The sequence below is a fragment of the Klebsiella electrica genome, from assembly GCF_006711645.1.
GTDB classification, from domain to species: Bacteria; Pseudomonadota; Gammaproteobacteria; order Enterobacterales; family Enterobacteriaceae; genus Klebsiella; species Klebsiella electrica.
The window spans coordinates 5066544-5081466 of record NZ_CP041247.1 but is presented as its reverse complement, the minus strand read 5'-3'; the positions used below and the strand labels follow the sequence as shown (position 1 = coordinate 5081466).

Below are 14923 nucleotides of genomic sequence, written 5' to 3'. Positions count from 1 at the left end.
CATTGTCGACCACAAACTATCCTAACATTGTTGCCTTATGGATGTTAGTTTTGTGGGATTTGGGGGGCGGCTCTTTCTTTATTTGCGTTTGGTGCCATTGCGGTTGCCACAACCGTAGTGAGGAATTTACACGCAGTAAACGGTGCTACACTGGTATGTAGCGCATCTTTCTTTACGGTCAATGAGCAAGGTGTTAGATTGATCACGTTTTAAACCATTTGTCCGTCAGCAGCTCATCACAACCACACCGACGACAAATGGTGACGGTTTTTGTTGAAATACTGAAATCCTCCGTACTATTGTACGACGGGTTTTTGAACATCAGGCGATATGTCTTGTACCTCTATATTGAGACACTGAAACAGAGACTGGATGCCATCAACCAACTGCGCGTGGATCGCGCGCTTGCTGCCATGGGACCCGCTTTCCAGCAGGTTTACAGTCTACTGCCGACATTACTACATTATCATCACCCGTTGATGCCGGGTTACCTTGACGGTAACGTTCCCCGTGGCATTTGCCTCTACACGCCTGATGAAATCCAACGCCACTACCTTGACGAGTTAGAACTGCACCGCGGCATGCTGGCGCAAGAGCCGCCGAAAGGCGAACTGCCGATTACCGGCGTCTACTCGATGGGCAGTACCTCCTCCGTTGGCCAAAGCTGCTCTTCCGACCTGGATATCTGGGTTTGTCATCAGGCATGGCTTGATACCGAAGAGCGCCAGCTGTTGCAGCGCAAATGTAGCCTGCTGGAGAGCTGGGCGGCATCGCTGGGCGTTGAAGTCAGCTTCTTCCTGATTGACGAAAACCGCTTCCGCCATAACGAAAGCGGTAGCCTGGGCGGCGAAGACTGCGGGTCGACCCAGCATATTTTACTGCTCGATGAGTTCTACCGTACCGCCGTGCGTCTCGCCGGAAAACGTATTCTGTGGAATATGGTGCCGTGCGACGAAGAAGATCATTACGACGATTATGTGATGGGGCTCTACGCGCAGGGCGTACTGACGCCCAATGAGTGGCTCGATCTGGGCGGCCTGAGTTCGCTGTCGGCGGAAGAGTACTTTGGCGCCAGCCTGTGGCAGCTGTATAAAAGTATCGATTCGCCGTATAAAGCGGTGCTGAAAACGCTGCTGCTGGAAGCCTACTCCTGGGAGTACCCGAATAACCGCCTGCTGGCGAAAGACATAAAACAGCGTCTGCACGACGGAGAAATCGTCTCGTTTGGTCTCGACCCCTACTGCATGATGCTGGAGCGCGTGACCGCCTACCTGCAGGCGATTGAAGACGACACGCGCCTCGATCTGGTGCGGCGCTGTTTCTATCTCAAAGTGTGCGAAAAACTCAGCCGCGAGCGCGCCTGCGTGGGCTGGCGTCGTGAGGTGGTAAGCCACCTGGTGAAAGAGTGGGGCTGGGATGAAAAGCGTCTGATGATGCTCGACAACCGGGCGAACTGGAAGATTGACGAAGTACGCAAAGCGCACAACGAGCTGCTGGATGCGATGATGCAAAGCTATCGCAACCTGATCCGCTTTGCGCGGCGCAACAACCTCAGCGTGTCCGCCAGTCCGCAGGATATCGGCGTGCTGACCCGTAAGCTGTATGCGGCGTTTGAAGCGCTGCCGGGCAAGGTGACGCTGGTGAACCCGCAGATCTCTCCGGACCTCTCCGAGCCGAATCTGACCTTTATCCACGTGCCGCCTGGCCGTGCCAACCGTACCGGCTGGTATGTGTATAACCGCGCGCCGGATATGGAATCGATCATCAGCCATCAGCCGCTGGAATATAACCGTTATCTTAATAAGCTGGTGGCCTGGGCCTGGTTTAACGGCCTGCTGACGTCACGTACTCGCCTGTTTATTAAGGGCAACGGTATCGTCGATCTGGCGAAGCTACAGGAGATGGTCGCCGACGTTTCGCACCATTTCCCGCTGCGCCTGCCGTCGCCCACGCCGAAAGCGCTGTATAGTCCCTGCGAAATCCGCCACCTGGCGATTATCGTCAACCTCGAATATGACCCGACGGCGGCGTTCCGCAATCAGGTCGTGCATTTTGACTTCCGCAAGCTGGACGTCTTTAGCTTCGGCGAAGCGCAGAAGTGCTTAATCGGCAGCGTTGATCTGCTGTACCGCAACTCGTGGAACGAAGTGCGAACCCTGCACTTTAACGGCGAGCAGGCGATGATCGAAGCGCTGAAGACCATTCTGGGTAAAATGCACCAGGACGCCGCGCCGCCGGATAGCGTTGAAGTGTTCTGCTACAGTCAGCACCTGCGCGGACTTATCCGCACCCGCGTGCAGCAACTGGTCTCCGAATGCATTGAGCTGCGCCTCTCCAGTACCCGTCAGGATACCGGGCGCTTTAAGGCGCTGCGCGTGTCCGGGCAGACCTGGGGGCTGTTCTTCGAGCGGCTTAACGTGTCGGTGCAGAAGCTGGAGAACGCCATTGAATTCTACGGCGCTATCTCGCATAACAAGCTGCACGGTCTGTCGGTCCAGGTAGAAACCAACCATGTTAAGCTGCCGCCGGTAGTGGACGGATTTGCCAGCGAAGGGATTATTCAGTTCTTCTTTGAAGAGGCGGATAACGAGAGCGGATTTAATATCTATATTCTCGATGAGAGCAACCGCGCCGAGGTTTATCATCACTGTGAAGGCAGTAAAGAGGAGCTGGTGCGCGACGTGAGCCGCTTCTACTCTTCATCCCACGATCGTTTCACCTACGGCTCCAGTTTTATCAACTTTAACCTGCCGCAGTTCTATCAGATTGTCGACGTTGATGGCCGACACCAGGTGATTCCCTTCCGTAGCCAGGCGATTGGCGCCGTGACGGCGCCAGTGAATCAGGATGCCGCGGTGTCACCGATGCTGCAGCAGCACTATTCCTGATCGACATGCCTGAGTCGCCATTTCCCCCGGCGATGTGGCGCTTTCGCCGGGGCTTTGCTTTCCCGGTTACGCTGGCTTAGCGAAAACTCACCGCTTCACCGGCCTGCCGGGTCGCCGCCTGCTCCAGCAGATCCCAGAAAGTTTCACCGCTGCGATCGCACACCCACTCATCACCTTTAAGATCAAAATGGTAGCCGCCTTGTTTCGTGGCCAGCCACACCTGGTGCAGCGGCTCCTGACGGTTGATAATAATTTTGCTGCCGTTCTCGAAACTGAGGGTCAGCACGCCGCCGTTGATTTCACAGTCGATATCGCTATCGCCGTCCCGCTCGTCCAGACGCTCTTCGATGGTCATCCACAGGCTATCAGCCAGGCGATGGAATTCACTGTCGTTCATGGTTCTACCCTGCTTTTTTGAAGATGGCGGCAGTATAGCGCGAAACAAAAGCGCGCGCAGTCGGATGCTAAACGCTTGCTTTTACGTCTTCTCCTGCGATGATAGAAAGCAGAAAGAGTGAATCACGGGCAACTATCAATGAAAAACGTTTTTCCAGCGCTTGCCGTTTTATTGGCGATCTTTAGCCTGACCGGCTGTGGTCTGAAGGGACCGCTTTATTTCCCTCCGGCAGAAAAGACGGCTGCTCCGCCGACCAAACCGGTCAATAGCGGTATCCAGAGCTCGACGCCGGATCGTAACGATCGCGGCGATAGCGGCGGCCCGACCCAGGTAAACTATTAACGATAACGTTCTGTTCCGCGCAACTGGAGTAGATGATGCAGTTCTCTAAAATGCATGGCCTTGGCAACGACTTTATGGTCGTTGACGCGGTAACGCAGAATGTTTTTTTCTCACCGGAGCTGATTCGCCGCCTGGCGGATCGGCATCTGGGCGTCGGTTTCGATCAGCTGCTGGTTGTTGAACCGCCTTACGATCCGGATCTGGATTTCCATTATCGTATCTTCAACGCCGACGGCAGCGAAGTGTCGCAGTGCGGTAACGGCGCGCGCTGCTTTGCCCGATTTGTCCGCTTGAAAGGCCTGACCAATAAACGTGACATCCGCGTGAGCACGGCGAACGGTCGTATGGTATTAAGCGTAACGGAAGACGATCTGGTGCGCGTCAACATGGGGGAGCCGAACTTCGAGCCCTCTCAGGTGCCATTCCGCGCCAACAAAGCGGAAAAGACCTATATTATGCGCGCCGCCGAGCAGACAGTATTGTGCGGCGTGGTGTCGATGGGGAACCCGCACTGCGTCATTCAGGTCGATAATGTTGAAACCGCGACGGTGGAAACGCTTGGCCCGGTGATGGAAAGCCACGAACGCTTCCCGGAGCGCGCCAACATCGGCTTTATGCAGGTGGTCGAGCGCGATCGTATTCGTCTGCGCGTTTATGAACGCGGCGCCGGCGAAACTCAGGCCTGCGGCAGCGGCGCCTGTGCGGCGGTAGCCGTTGGTATCCAACAGGGACTGCTGGCCGAAGAAGTACGCGTGGAATTGCCAGGCGGGCGTCTTGATATCGCCTGGAAAGGCCCGGGCCAACCGTTGTTTATGACTGGCCCGGCGGCACATGTCTACGACGGATTTATTCACTTATGAAACAAGTCGGGGAAGAACAGCAGGAAATCACCGGCGCGCTGAATGACCGCGCGGTGGTGGACTATCTGTTGCAACATCCTGAATTTTTTATTCGTAATGCTGCACTGGTTGAGCACATGCGCGTTCCGCACCCGGTGCGCGGCTCGATCTCGCTGGTGGAATGGCACATGGTGCGGGCGCGTAACCATATCAACGTGCTGGAAGAGAACATGATGCTGTTGATGGAGCAGGCCACGGCAAATGAGAGTCTGTTCCAGCGTCTGCTGCATCTGCAGACGCGGCTGGCGGCGGCGGAAAGCCTTGATGAGATGCTGAACCGTTTTCATCGCTGGGCGCGCGAGATAGGGCTGGCGGGCGCGACGGTGCGCCTGTTTCCCGATAGCTGGCGGCTGGGCGCGCCGTCGAAATTCACTCATCTGGCGCTAAGCAGGCAGGCATTTGAGCCCATCCGCATTCAGCGTCTTGGGCAGGCTCGTCATTATCTCGGGCCGCTGCACGGGCCGGAACTGCTGGTGGTACTGCCGGAAGCGAAAGCTATCGGTTCGGTGGCGATGTCGCTGCTGGGCGGCGATGACGCCCCTGGCGTGATGCTGTTCAGCAGCCGCGATGCCCAGCATTATCAACAAGGCCAGGGAACGCAACTGCTGCAGGAAATTGCGTTAATGCTGCCGGGTCTGTTGGTGCGCTGGGTTGAACGCGCATGACCGACTCTCCCTTATTCGCCGCCGTTGACCGCTTTCTACGCTATCTGGGCGTGGAGCGTCAGCTGAGCCCGATTACGCTTCTGAACTACCGGCGTCAGCTTGATGCGCTGATAGCGCTCGCTGAACAGGCGGGGCTCAAAAGCTGGCTGCAGTGCGATGCCGCTCAGGTTCGTGGTCTGGCGGTTCGTAGCCGCAAACAGGGCCTGGGGCCGGCAAGCCTTGCGCTGCGGCTTTCCGCGTTGCGCAGTTTCTTTGACTGGCTGGTGGCGCAGGGCGAGCTGGCGGCGAACCCGGCGAAAGGCATCTCCGCCCCGAAAATTCCCCGTCACTTACCGAAAAATATCGATGTCGATGACGTCAACCGGTTGCTGGATATCGATCTTAACGATCCGCTGGCGGTACGCGACCGGGCGATGCTGGAGGTGATGTATGGCGCGGGTCTGCGTCTCTCCGAGCTGGTCAATCTTGATATTAAACACCTCGATCTGGAATCCGGGGAGGTGTGGGTGATGGGCAAAGGCAGCAAAGAACGCCGCCTGCCGATTGGGCGCAGCGCGGTGGCGTGGATCGAACACTGGCTCGATTTACGCGGTCTGTTTGGCACGGATGACGATGCGCTGTTTTTATCTAAACTGGGGAAACGTATTTCCGCGCGAAATGTGCAGAAGCGCTTTGCCGAATGGGGCATTAAGCAGGGGCTGAATAGCCACGTGCATCCGCATAAACTGCGCCACTCCTTTGCCACTCATATGCTGGAGTCGAGCGGCGATCTGCGCGGCGTACAGGAGCTGCTGGGTCATGCCAATCTCTCGACGACTCAAATCTATACCCATCTTGATTTTCAACACCTTGCCTCGGTGTATGATGCGGCGCATCCGCGCGCCAAACGGGGGAAATAATGCGTTTTTACCGACCGCTGGGCCAAATTTCTGCACTGACGTTTGACCTGGACGATACCCTTTACGATAACCGCCCGGTCATCGACCGGACGCTGCAGGAGTCGCTGGCCTTTGTGCGCAGCTACCATCCGTCACTGAGCCAGTTTGATGCGAACGAGCTGCAACAGCTGCGTCAGACGCTGCTCGAAACAGAACCGGAGATTTACCACGATGTGACCGAATGGCGGCGACGTGCGCTGGTGCTGGGGATGATGAATGCCGGGCTCTCTGCCGGGCAGGCTGCCGCGGGCGCGGATGCGGCAATGGCGAATTTTGCCCACTGGCGGAGTCTTATCGAGGTACCGCAGGAAACTCACGAGACGCTGGCCGCGCTGGCGGAGAAATGGCCGCTGGTGGCAGTGACCAACGGCAACGCGCAGCCGGAACTCTTTGGTTTGAGCAACTATTTCCGTTTTGTTCTGCGTGCCGGCCCGGACGGGCGTTCGAAACCCTTTGCCGATATGTATCACCTGGCGGCGGAGCGTCTTGATTTGCCGTTGGGACAGATACTTCACGTGGGCGATGATCTGACCACCGATGTGGCGGGCGCTATTCGCTGCGGCATGCAGGCCTGCTGGATCAAGCCGCAGGGGGCCGATCTGCTGCGCGCAACCGACAGCCGCCTGCTGCCGCACATTGAAATTTCACGGTTGGCATCTCTGACCTCGCTGATATAATCACCACTAGTTCTGTATATATTAACAGTATGCCCGGTAGACGATGCGTTGCCGGGCAGCTCATTTCCGGCGGTGCCAATGGACGTTTCTTACCTGCTCGACAGCCTCAATGATAAACAGCGTGAAGCCGTAGCCGCTTCACGCACCAATATGCTGGTTCTGGCGGGAGCGGGCAGCGGTAAGACGCGGGTTCTGGTACACCGTATTGCCTGGCTGCTGAGCGTGGAAAACTGCTCGCCGTATTCGATTATGGCGGTGACCTTTACCAACAAAGCGGCAGCGGAGATGCGCCATCGTATTGGCCAGCTGATGGGAACGACCCAGGGCGGCATGTGGGTCGGGACATTCCACGGGCTGGCGCATCGGCTGCTGCGGGCCCACCATCTGGATGCTAACCTGCCGCAAGATTTTCAAATCCTCGATAGCGAAGACCAGCTGCGTCTGCTGAAGCGTCTGATTAAGGCGATGAACCTCGACGAGAAGCAGTGGCCGCCGCGCCAGGCGATGTGGTACATCAACAGCCAGAAAGATGAAGGGCTGCGCCCGCACCATATTCAGAGCTACGGCAACCCGGTGGAACAGACCTGGCAGAAAGTGTATCAGGCCTATCAGGAAGCCTGCGATCGCGCCGGTCTGGTGGACTTTGCCGAACTGCTGCTGCGTGCGCACGAGCTGTGGCTTAATAAACCGCATATTCTCCAGCACTACCGCGAACGCTTCACCAACATCCTTGTGGATGAATTTCAGGATACCAACAACATCCAGTATGCCTGGATTCGCCTGCTGGCGGGCGATAGCGGCAAGGTGATGATTGTGGGGGATGATGACCAGTCGATCTACGGCTGGCGCGGCGCCCAGGTGGAGAATATTCAGCGTTTTCTCACCGATTTCCCCGGCGCGCAGACCATTCGCCTGGAGCAGAACTATCGCTCGACCAGCAACATCCTCAGCGCGGCCAACGCCCTGATTGAAAACAACAGCGGGCGTCTGGGCAAAAAACTGTGGACCGATGGTGCCGACGGCGAGCCTATCTCCCTCTACTGCGCGTTTAACGATCTTGATGAAGCGCGTTTTGTCGTCAATCGCATCAAAACCTGGCAGGAGAACGGCGGGGCGCTGGAGCAGTGCGCCATTCTCTACCGCAGCAACGCCCAGTCGCGCGTGCTGGAAGAGGCGCTGCTGCAGGCCAGCATGCCGTATCGTATCTATGGCGGCATGCGCTTCTTCGAACGCCAGGAGATTAAAGACGCGCTCTCTTACCTGCGCCTGATTGCCAATCGCAACGATGACGCGGCGTTTGAGCGCGTGGTCAATACGCCGACCCGCGGCATCGGCGATCGCACGCTGGACGTGGTTCGTCAAACGTCGCGCGACCGTCAGCTCACGCTGTGGCAGGCGTGCCGCGAACTGTTAAAAGACAAAGTCCTTGCCGGGCGCGCCGCCAGCGCGCTGCAACGCTTTATGGAGCTGATTGACGCCCTGGCGCAGGAAACGGCGGATATGCCGCTGCACGTGCAGACTGACCGGGTGATTAACGACTCCGGTCTGCGGATGATGTACGAGCAGGAAAAGGGCGAAAAAGGTCAAACCCGAATCGAAAACTTAGAGGAGCTGGTAACCGCAACGCGCCAGTTCAGCTACAACGATGAAGATGAAGATTTAATGCCGCTGCAGGCCTTCCTCTCTCACGCCGCGCTGGAAGCGGGTGAAGGGCAGGCGGATACCTGGCAGGATGCGGTGCAGCTGATGACCCTGCACTCGGCGAAAGGTCTGGAGTTCCCGCAGGTGTTTATCGTTGGCGTGGAAGAGGGGATGTTCCCGAGCCAGATGGCGCTGGATGAAGGTGGCCGGCTGGAGGAGGAGCGTCGTCTGGCTTACGTCGGCGTGACGCGCGCGATGCAGAAACTGACTCTCACCTATGCGGAAACCCGCCGTCTGTACGGCAAAGAGGTTTACCACCGCCCGTCGCGCTTTATCGGCGAGCTGCCGGAAGCCTGTGTGGAAGAGGTGCGCCTGCGCGCGACGGTGAGCCGTCCGGTCAGCCATCAGCGGATGGGCACGCCGCTGGCGGAAAACGATACCGGCTACAAACTGGGGCAGCGCGTACGCCATCCGAAGTTTGGCGAAGGCACCATTGTGAATCTGGAAGGCAGCGGCGAGCATAGCCGTTTGCAGGTCGCCTTCCAGGGGCAGGGTATTAAATGGTTAGTGGCGGCCTACGCTCGATTAGAAACAGTGTAACAGTAAGAAAAGTATCGTTTTTTTGTAATAATCTGCTAGCCTTATATGCTAAAGGGCAGGATTTGCTCTTTAGCGTTCCGTTGCGTGTTGACGCCGTTTTTGTGCTGGCGTAACATGCGCGCACGATTACGCTAAGAGGACATTCGCCTTGGACACACCCAGTAGACGCTGGCTCAACTTCCTGTCTGTCAGGAACAACTCCTAAGGCTATCCTCTTATGCTGATAGCCTTAGCGGTTGTCAGCGACCCGTCATACCCGTCGCTCTGAGTCAGGCTTAATGGTCTGAAACCCAAATTGTTTCTGTGTGCCCACCGAACTGTCCGATAATTTTTTTGCATTGGGAGTCCCGGTCATGCTGAGCGCATTTCAACTGGAAAATAATCGTTTAACACGCCTTGAAGCTGATGAGATCAAGCATCTTGCCAGTTCGGTGTGGGTCGATCTGGTCGAGCCCGACGACGACGAACGAAGCCGCGTGCAGACGGAATTGGGTCAGAACCTGGCAACGCGCCCGGAACTGGAAGATATCGAAGCATCGGCGCGTTTCTTCGAAGATGAAGACGGTTTACACATTCACTCCTTTTTCTTTTTTGAAGATGCGGAGGATCACGCCGGTAACTCCACCGTGGCATTTACGATTCGCGAAGGGCGCCTGTTTACCCTGCGCGAGCGTGAATTGCCGGCATTTCGCCTCTATCGCATGCGCGTTCGCAATCAGTCAATGGTTGATGGCAACGCCTATGAACTGCTGCTGGATCTGTTCGAAACCAAAATTGAGCAGCTGGCGGATGAAATCGAAAATATCTACAGCGATCTGGAAAAACTCAGCCGCGTGATCATGGAAGGTCGTCAAGGCGATGAGTACGATGACGCGCTCTCAACGCTTGCCGAGCAGGAAGATATCGGCTGGAAAGTCCGTCTGTGTCTGATGGATACCCAGCGCGCTCTGAACTTCCTGGTGCGCAAGGCGCGTTTACCTGCGGGACAGCTGGAGCAGGCGCGCGAGATCCTGCGAGATATCGAATCCCTGCTGCCGCACAACGAATCGCTGTTCCAGAAGGTCAACTTCCTGATGCAGGCGGCGATGGGCTTTATCAACATCGAGCAGAACCGCATCATCAAGATCTTCTCGGTGGTTTCCGTGGTGTTCCTGCCGCCGACGCTGGTGGCTTCCAGCTACGGGATGAACTTTGAGTTTATGCCGGAGCTGCACTGGAGCTTTGGTTACCCGGGGGCAATTGTCTTTATGATGCTTGCCGGCCTGGCGCCGTATCTCTACTTCAAGCGTAAAAACTGGCTGTAACAAGGTCTTTTTGCCCTGCTGAAAGACTGTTTAACCTTTTCCGCCGGGCGGCGGCTGATGCCTTGCCCGGCCTACAGAACTGTACCCTGCCTGGCTTACGGAACATCGCCCGTCATGCTGGTGGGAATTATCCGTAGGCCCGTGCAAGCGAAGCGCCGCCGGGCAGTTTCGGCAACGCGCACCTTGTCAGCAAACTGGAAGGTGCTGCGGTTTTTTCGTTATGCCCCGCGCGTTCTGCGTATTGTGTAAACCGCATCCATCACGAAAATCGCCAGCGCGACCCAGATAAAGCCAAAGGTCACCATCTTATCGGCCCCCGGCACCTCTCCGTAAAATAGCACCGCCAACAGGAACATCAGCGTCGGGCCGATATACTGGAAGAACCCCAGCGTGGAAAGGCGCAGGCGGGTGGCTGCCCCGGTAAAGCACAGCAGGGGAATGGTGGTGACAACGCCCGCCGCCATCAGCAACAGGTTCAGCGACCACGGGTTCTGCCCCATATGGCTGGTCGGGCTGTCGGCGATGGCAAACAGGTATATGGCGGCGACCGGCAGAAGCCACAGGGTTTCGACTAACATCCCGGTTTGCGCGTCGACGGCGATTTTTTTACGCAGCAGCCCGTAAAAGGCAAAGCTGAACGCCAGCCCAAGGCCGATAATCGGCAGCGAGCCAAAGGTCCACAGCTGTACCAGCACGCCGCAGGTGGCCAGCAGTACCGCCAGCCACTGCATCCGGCGAAAACGCTCGCCGAGGAAAATCATCCCCAGCACAATATTCACCAGTGGGTTAATGAAGTAGCCGAGACTGGCCTCCAGCATATGGTGGTTATTCACCGCCCAGATGAAGAGCAGCCAGTTGCCGCCAATCAGCACCGCCGACAGCGCCAGCAGGAAAATTTTACGCGGCATATGCAGCAGTTTTTTCACCTGTGGCCACTGGTGGCTGAGGCTGATTAACGCCAGCATAAAAAAGAATGACCAGATCACGCGATGGGTCAGGATTTCATCGGCGGGAACATAGTAGATAAGTTTGAAGTAGGCAGGTGCGATGCCCCAGATAAAATAGGCGGCGAGAGCCAGCATAATCCCCAGCCGCGTTTGTTTTGCATCCATCGGTAGAATCCGTTACGCCAAAACAACGATGTTACTTTATTTACCGCGATCAACCCACCATATACGTCGCCGTGGCGCTGGCGATATAGACCTGATCTTCGTTATGCAGCTCCACGCGGGCGACCGCGACCTTATTCCCGGCGCGTAATAGGCTGCTGGTGGCGGTAAAGTGCTCGCCGCGCCCAGGGCGCAGATAATCAACGCGCAGATCGATGGTCCCCATGCGCGACAGACGTTGGCGTAACTCTTCTTCGTTAATGGTGTCATGTCGGGTTAGCGTACTGCCTACGCACACCAGTCCTGCGGCTACATCCAGCGCGGAGGCGATGACCCCGCCATGCAGAATACTTTGCGCCCAGTTGCCAACCATCATCGGCTGGTTTTTAAAGCTGAGCTGAGCAAACTCTTTTTCGTAACGCTCCAGCTTCAGGCCTAAGGCGCGATTAAAAGGCATGTGGTAGACAAAGATTTCTCCCACCAGCTTAAGGGCGGCTTCGGCTGTGAGTTCAGACATGACAATTGTATCCATTCGTTAATGAAATGTTGATTTTATGCTTCTAAAACGGTGATTTCCACTTTCAGAACGGATAAGCGGGCGGAGAGCCCGTAAACAGGTAGAATGAATCCCGGATAAAACAGAAATAATAATCACTCATTCAGGAGAACTGTAATGCGTATCTTTTTGGCGTGGCTGTTGGCGCTTAGCGCGCTTCCGGCTGGCGTTTTGGCGCAGGATGCACCGGTTAGTCATCCCGTTCATGATACCCCTGCGGTACGCGGCAGCATTATCGCTAACCTGTTGCAGGATCATGACAATCCTTTCCTGCTGTATCCCTATGAGAGCAACTACCTGCTCTATTCGTGGAGTAGCGATATCAACAAGGAAGCAATCTCCAGCTATGACTGGGCGAAAAATGCCCGCAAGGACGAAGTGAAATTCCAGCTTAGCCTGGCGTTTCCGCTGTGGCGAGGGATCCTCGGCGAGAACTCGCTGCTCGGGGCTTCCTATACGCAGAAGTCCTGGTGGCAGCTCTCCAACAGCAAAGAGTCCGCGCCATTTCGTGAAACTAACTATGAACCGCAGCTGTTTTTGGGATTTGCTACGGATTATCAGTTTGCCGGCTGGACGTTGCGTGATGTCGAAATGGGTTACAACCACGACTCTAACGGCCGCTCGGATCCCACTTCCCGCAGCTGGAACCGCCTGTATGCCCGCATGATGGCGCAAAATGGCAACTGGCTGGTGGAGGTGAAGCCCTGGTATGTCATCGGCAGCACCAACGATAACCCGGATATCACGAAATATATGGGCTATTATCGCCTGAAAATCGGCTATCAGTTGGGCGATGCTATCCTCAGCGCCCAGGGGCAGTATAACTGGAATACCGGCTATGGCGGTGCGGAGCTTGGGGTGAGTTATCCGATAACCAAACATGTGCGTTTCTACACTCAGGTCTACAGCGGTTACGGCGAATCACTCATCGATTATAACTTTAACCAGACCCGGGTTGGCGTCGGGGTGATGCTCAACGATCTGTTTTAATCGTTGCACTCTGGCTCACTGGCGCTGAAAATAGCGCCTGTTTTCTTTTCAGGCAGACGGGGTCAACGTGGCGCAGGCGGAAGTATTGAATCAAACATTGCTGGCAAAGCAGGTTTTACAGGAAACCTTCGGCTACCAGCAGTTTCGCCCAGGCCAGGAAACCATTATCGATACGGCGCTGGGCGGGCGCGACTGCCTGGTCGTCATGCCGACCGGCGGCGGCAAATCGCTGTGCTATCAGGTGCCAGCGCTGGTGCTTGGCGGCCTGACGGTGGTGGTATCGCCGCTGATCTCGCTGATGAAAGATCAGGTCGACCAACTGCTGGCCAACGGCGTGGCCGCCGCCTGCCTTAACTCGACCCAGAGCCGCGAGCAGCAGCAGGAGGTCATGGCCGGCTGCCGCAGTGGGCAGATTCGTCTGCTGTATATCGCCCCCGAGCGCTTGATGCTGGATAATTTCCTTGAGCATCTCAGCCACTGGAACCTGGCAATGGTGGCGGTGGATGAAGCGCACTGTATTTCCCAGTGGGGGCATGATTTCCGTCCGGAATATGCCGCCCTGGGCCAACTGCGCCAGCGCGTGCCGCAGATTCCGTTTATGGCGTTAACCGCCACCGCCGATGACACCACCCGCCGGGATATCGTGCGTCTGCTGGGGCTGAACGACCCGCTGATTCAGGTCAGCAGCTTCGACCGCCCGAATATCCGCTACATGCTGATGGAGAAGTTTAAACCGCTCGATCAGCTGATGCGCTACGTGCAGGACCAGCGCGGCAAATCGGGCATTATCTACTGCAACAGCCGTTCGAAAGTGGAAGATACCGCCGCCCGTCTGCAAAGCCGCGGAATCAGCGCGGCGGCCTATCATGCCGGGCTGGAGAATGACATTCGTGCGGATGTGCAGGAGAAATTCCAGCGCGACGATCTGCAAATCGTGGTGGCCACGGTCGCTTTCGGCATGGGGATCAATAAACCCAACGTCCGCTTCGTGGTGCACTTCGACATTCCCCGTAATATTGAATCCTACTACCAGGAAACCGGTCGCGCCGGGCGCGATGGTCTGCCGGCGGAAGCGATGCTGTTTTACGATCCGGCCGACATGGCGTGGCTGCGTCGCTGTCTGGAGGAGAAGCCCGCCGGGCCGCTGCAGGACATTGAACGCCACAAGCTGAACGCAATGGGCGCGTTTGCCGAAGCGCAAACCTGTCGCCGTCTGGTGCTGCTCAACTATTTTGGCGAAGGGCGCCAGGAAGCGTGCGGCAACTGCGATATCTGCCTCGATCCGCCAAAACAGTATGACGGGTTAATGGACGCGCGTAAGGCGCTCTCGACCATTTACCGCGTGAACCAACGCTTCGGTATGGGCTACGTGGTGGAGGTCCTGCGCGGGGCCAATAATCAGCGTATCCGCGAGATGGCGCATGACAAGCTGCCGGTCTACGGCATCGGTCGGGAACAGAGCCATGAACACTGGGTCAGCGTGATTCGTCAGCTGATTCATCTTGGCCTGGTCACGCAAAATATCGCCCAGCATTCGGCGCTACAGCTGACCGAAGCCGCACGTCCAGTGCTGCGTGGCGAGGTTCCGCTGCAGCTCGCCGTTCCGCGTATCGTGGCGTTGAAGCCGAAGGCGATGCAAAAATCCTTCGGCGGCAATTATGACCGCAAGCTGTTCGCCAAGCTGCGCAAGTTGCGTAAAGCGATTGCCGATGAGGAAAATATCCCGCCGTACGTCGTCTTTAACGACGCGACGCTGATCGAAATGGCCGAACAGTCGCCGATAACCGCCGGTGAGATGCTGAGCGTGAACGGCGTCGGTACGCGAAAACTGGAGCGTTTCGGCAAAGAGTTTATGGCGCTGATCCGCGCGCACATTGATGGTGAAGATGAGTAGTCAGCCGGGTGAAAAAGTGTCAG

At 56.7% G+C, this 14923-nt stretch carries 14 protein-coding genes; 11 read left to right on the top strand and 3 right to left on the bottom strand.

Annotation, left to right across the window (positions count from 1 at the left end):
* Positions 1-335: 335 nt before the first annotated feature.
* Positions 336-2888, top strand: coding sequence for a class I adenylate cyclase (gene cyaA, locus Electrica_RS24280; RefSeq protein ID WP_142255778.1), 2553 nt, complete (start codon positions 336-338; stop codon positions 2886-2888).
* 76 nt (positions 2889-2964) lie between these two features.
* Here cyaA and cyaY read toward each other — a convergent pair whose 3' ends face one another.
* Complete coding sequence (gene cyaY, locus Electrica_RS24275) at positions 2965-3285, bottom strand: iron donor protein CyaY (protein ID WP_004869588.1); 321 nt, start codon at positions 3283-3285, stop codon at positions 2965-2967.
* A gap of 138 nt (positions 3286-3423) precedes the next feature.
* Between cyaY and lptM the strand changes: the two genes are divergently transcribed.
* The 8 genes from lptM (at position 3424) to corA (ending at position 10351) form a co-directional block, all read left to right on the top strand.
* On the top strand, positions 3424-3627 hold the full coding sequence (gene lptM, locus Electrica_RS24270) for an LPS translocon maturation chaperone LptM (protein ID WP_100685954.1): 204 nt from the start codon (positions 3424-3426) through the stop codon (positions 3625-3627).
* Positions 3628-3662: 35 nt separating this feature from the next.
* Complete coding sequence (gene dapF / locus Electrica_RS24265; RefSeq protein WP_100685955.1) at positions 3663-4487, top strand: diaminopimelate epimerase; 825 nt, start codon at positions 3663-3665, stop codon at positions 4485-4487.
* On the top strand, positions 4484-5191 hold the full coding sequence (locus tag Electrica_RS24260) for a DUF484 domain-containing protein (RefSeq protein ID WP_142255777.1): 708 nt from the start codon (positions 4484-4486) through the stop codon (positions 5189-5191). The genes dapF and Electrica_RS24260 overlap by 4 nt, the downstream gene beginning before the upstream one ends.
* A complete protein-coding gene (xerC, locus tag Electrica_RS24255; protein ID WP_142255776.1) occupies positions 5188-6090 on the top strand; it encodes a tyrosine recombinase XerC in 903 nt (300 codons plus the stop codon). The genes Electrica_RS24260 and xerC overlap by 4 nt, the downstream gene beginning before the upstream one ends.
* Complete coding sequence (gene yigB / locus Electrica_RS24250; protein ID WP_142255775.1) at positions 6090-6806, top strand: 5-amino-6-(5-phospho-D-ribitylamino)uracil phosphatase YigB; 717 nt, start codon at positions 6090-6092, stop codon at positions 6804-6806. The genes xerC and yigB overlap by 1 nt, the downstream gene beginning before the upstream one ends.
* Before the next feature lie 78 nt (positions 6807-6884).
* Positions 6885-9047, top strand: a complete 2163-nt coding sequence (gene uvrD, locus Electrica_RS24245) for a DNA helicase II (RefSeq protein ID WP_131050035.1) — start codon at positions 6885-6887, stop codon at positions 9045-9047.
* Positions 9048-9195: 148 nt separating this feature from the next.
* Positions 9196-9252, top strand: coding sequence for a YsgD/CorL family protein (gene ysgD, locus Electrica_RS29410; protein ID WP_407081267.1), 57 nt, complete (start codon positions 9196-9198; stop codon positions 9250-9252).
* 148 nt (positions 9253-9400) lie between these two features.
* The gene (corA, locus tag Electrica_RS24240) at positions 9401-10351 is read left to right on the top strand and encodes a magnesium/cobalt transporter CorA (protein WP_100685959.1); all 951 of its coding nucleotides are present in this window, start codon (positions 9401-9403) and stop codon (positions 10349-10351) included.
* Between the two features lie 218 nt (positions 10352-10569).
* Here corA and rarD read toward each other — a convergent pair whose 3' ends face one another.
* Positions 10570-11463: an EamA family transporter RarD gene (gene rarD / locus Electrica_RS24235; RefSeq protein ID WP_100685960.1), complete on the bottom strand. Its 894-nt coding sequence runs from the start codon at positions 11461-11463 to the stop codon at positions 10570-10572.
* A 49-nt stretch (positions 11464-11512) separates the two neighbouring features.
* Positions 11513-11977 carry an acyl-CoA thioesterase YigI gene (yigI, locus tag Electrica_RS24230; protein ID WP_100685961.1) on the bottom strand — a complete coding sequence of 155 codons (465 nt, stop codon included), beginning with the start codon at positions 11975-11977 and terminating at the stop codon, positions 11513-11515.
* A 156-nt stretch (positions 11978-12133) separates the two neighbouring features.
* Between yigI and pldA the strand changes: the two genes are divergently transcribed.
* Both pldA and recQ read left to right on the top strand, forming a co-directional pair.
* Positions 12134-13006 (top strand): phospholipase A, encoded by an 873-nt coding sequence (gene pldA / locus Electrica_RS24225; protein ID WP_142255774.1) that lies wholly within the window; start codon positions 12134-12136, stop codon positions 13004-13006.
* Between the two features lie 67 nt (positions 13007-13073).
* Entirely contained in the window at positions 13074-14900 is a 1827-nt protein-coding gene (recQ, locus tag Electrica_RS24220; RefSeq protein WP_100685963.1) for an ATP-dependent DNA helicase RecQ, read from the top strand.
* Positions 14901-14923: the final 23 nt, after the last annotated feature.

Bases quoted from the DNA above. Each gene is read 5' to 3' on its own strand.
- cyaY (WP_004869588.1), bottom strand. From the start codon at position 3,285: ATGAACGACAGTGAATTCCATCGCCTGGCTGATAGCCTGTGGATGACC.
- lptM (WP_100685954.1), top strand. From the start codon at position 3,424: ATGAAAAACGTTTTTCCAGCGCTTGCCGTTTTATTGGCGATCTTTAGC.
- dapF (WP_100685955.1), top strand. From the start codon at position 3,663: ATGCAGTTCTCTAAAATGCATGGCCTTGGCAACGACTTTATGGTCGTT.
- Electrica_RS24260 (WP_142255777.1), top strand. From the start codon at position 4,484: ATGAAACAAGTCGGGGAAGAACAGCAGGAAATCACCGGCGCGCTGAAT.
- xerC (WP_142255776.1), top strand. From the start codon at position 5,188: ATGACCGACTCTCCCTTATTCGCCGCCGTTGACCGCTTTCTACGCTAT.
- yigB (WP_142255775.1), top strand. From the start codon at position 6,090: ATGCGTTTTTACCGACCGCTGGGCCAAATTTCTGCACTGACGTTTGAC.
- uvrD (WP_131050035.1), top strand. From the start codon at position 6,885: ATGGACGTTTCTTACCTGCTCGACAGCCTCAATGATAAACAGCGTGAA.
- corA (WP_100685959.1), top strand. From the start codon at position 9,401: ATGCTGAGCGCATTTCAACTGGAAAATAATCGTTTAACACGCCTTGAA.
- rarD (WP_100685960.1), bottom strand. From the start codon at position 11,463: ATGGATGCAAAACAAACGCGGCTGGGGATTATGCTGGCTCTCGCCGCC.
- yigI (WP_100685961.1), bottom strand. From the start codon at position 11,977: ATGTCTGAACTCACAGCCGAAGCCGCCCTTAAGCTGGTGGGAGAAATC.
- pldA (WP_142255774.1), top strand. From the start codon at position 12,134: ATGCGTATCTTTTTGGCGTGGCTGTTGGCGCTTAGCGCGCTTCCGGCT.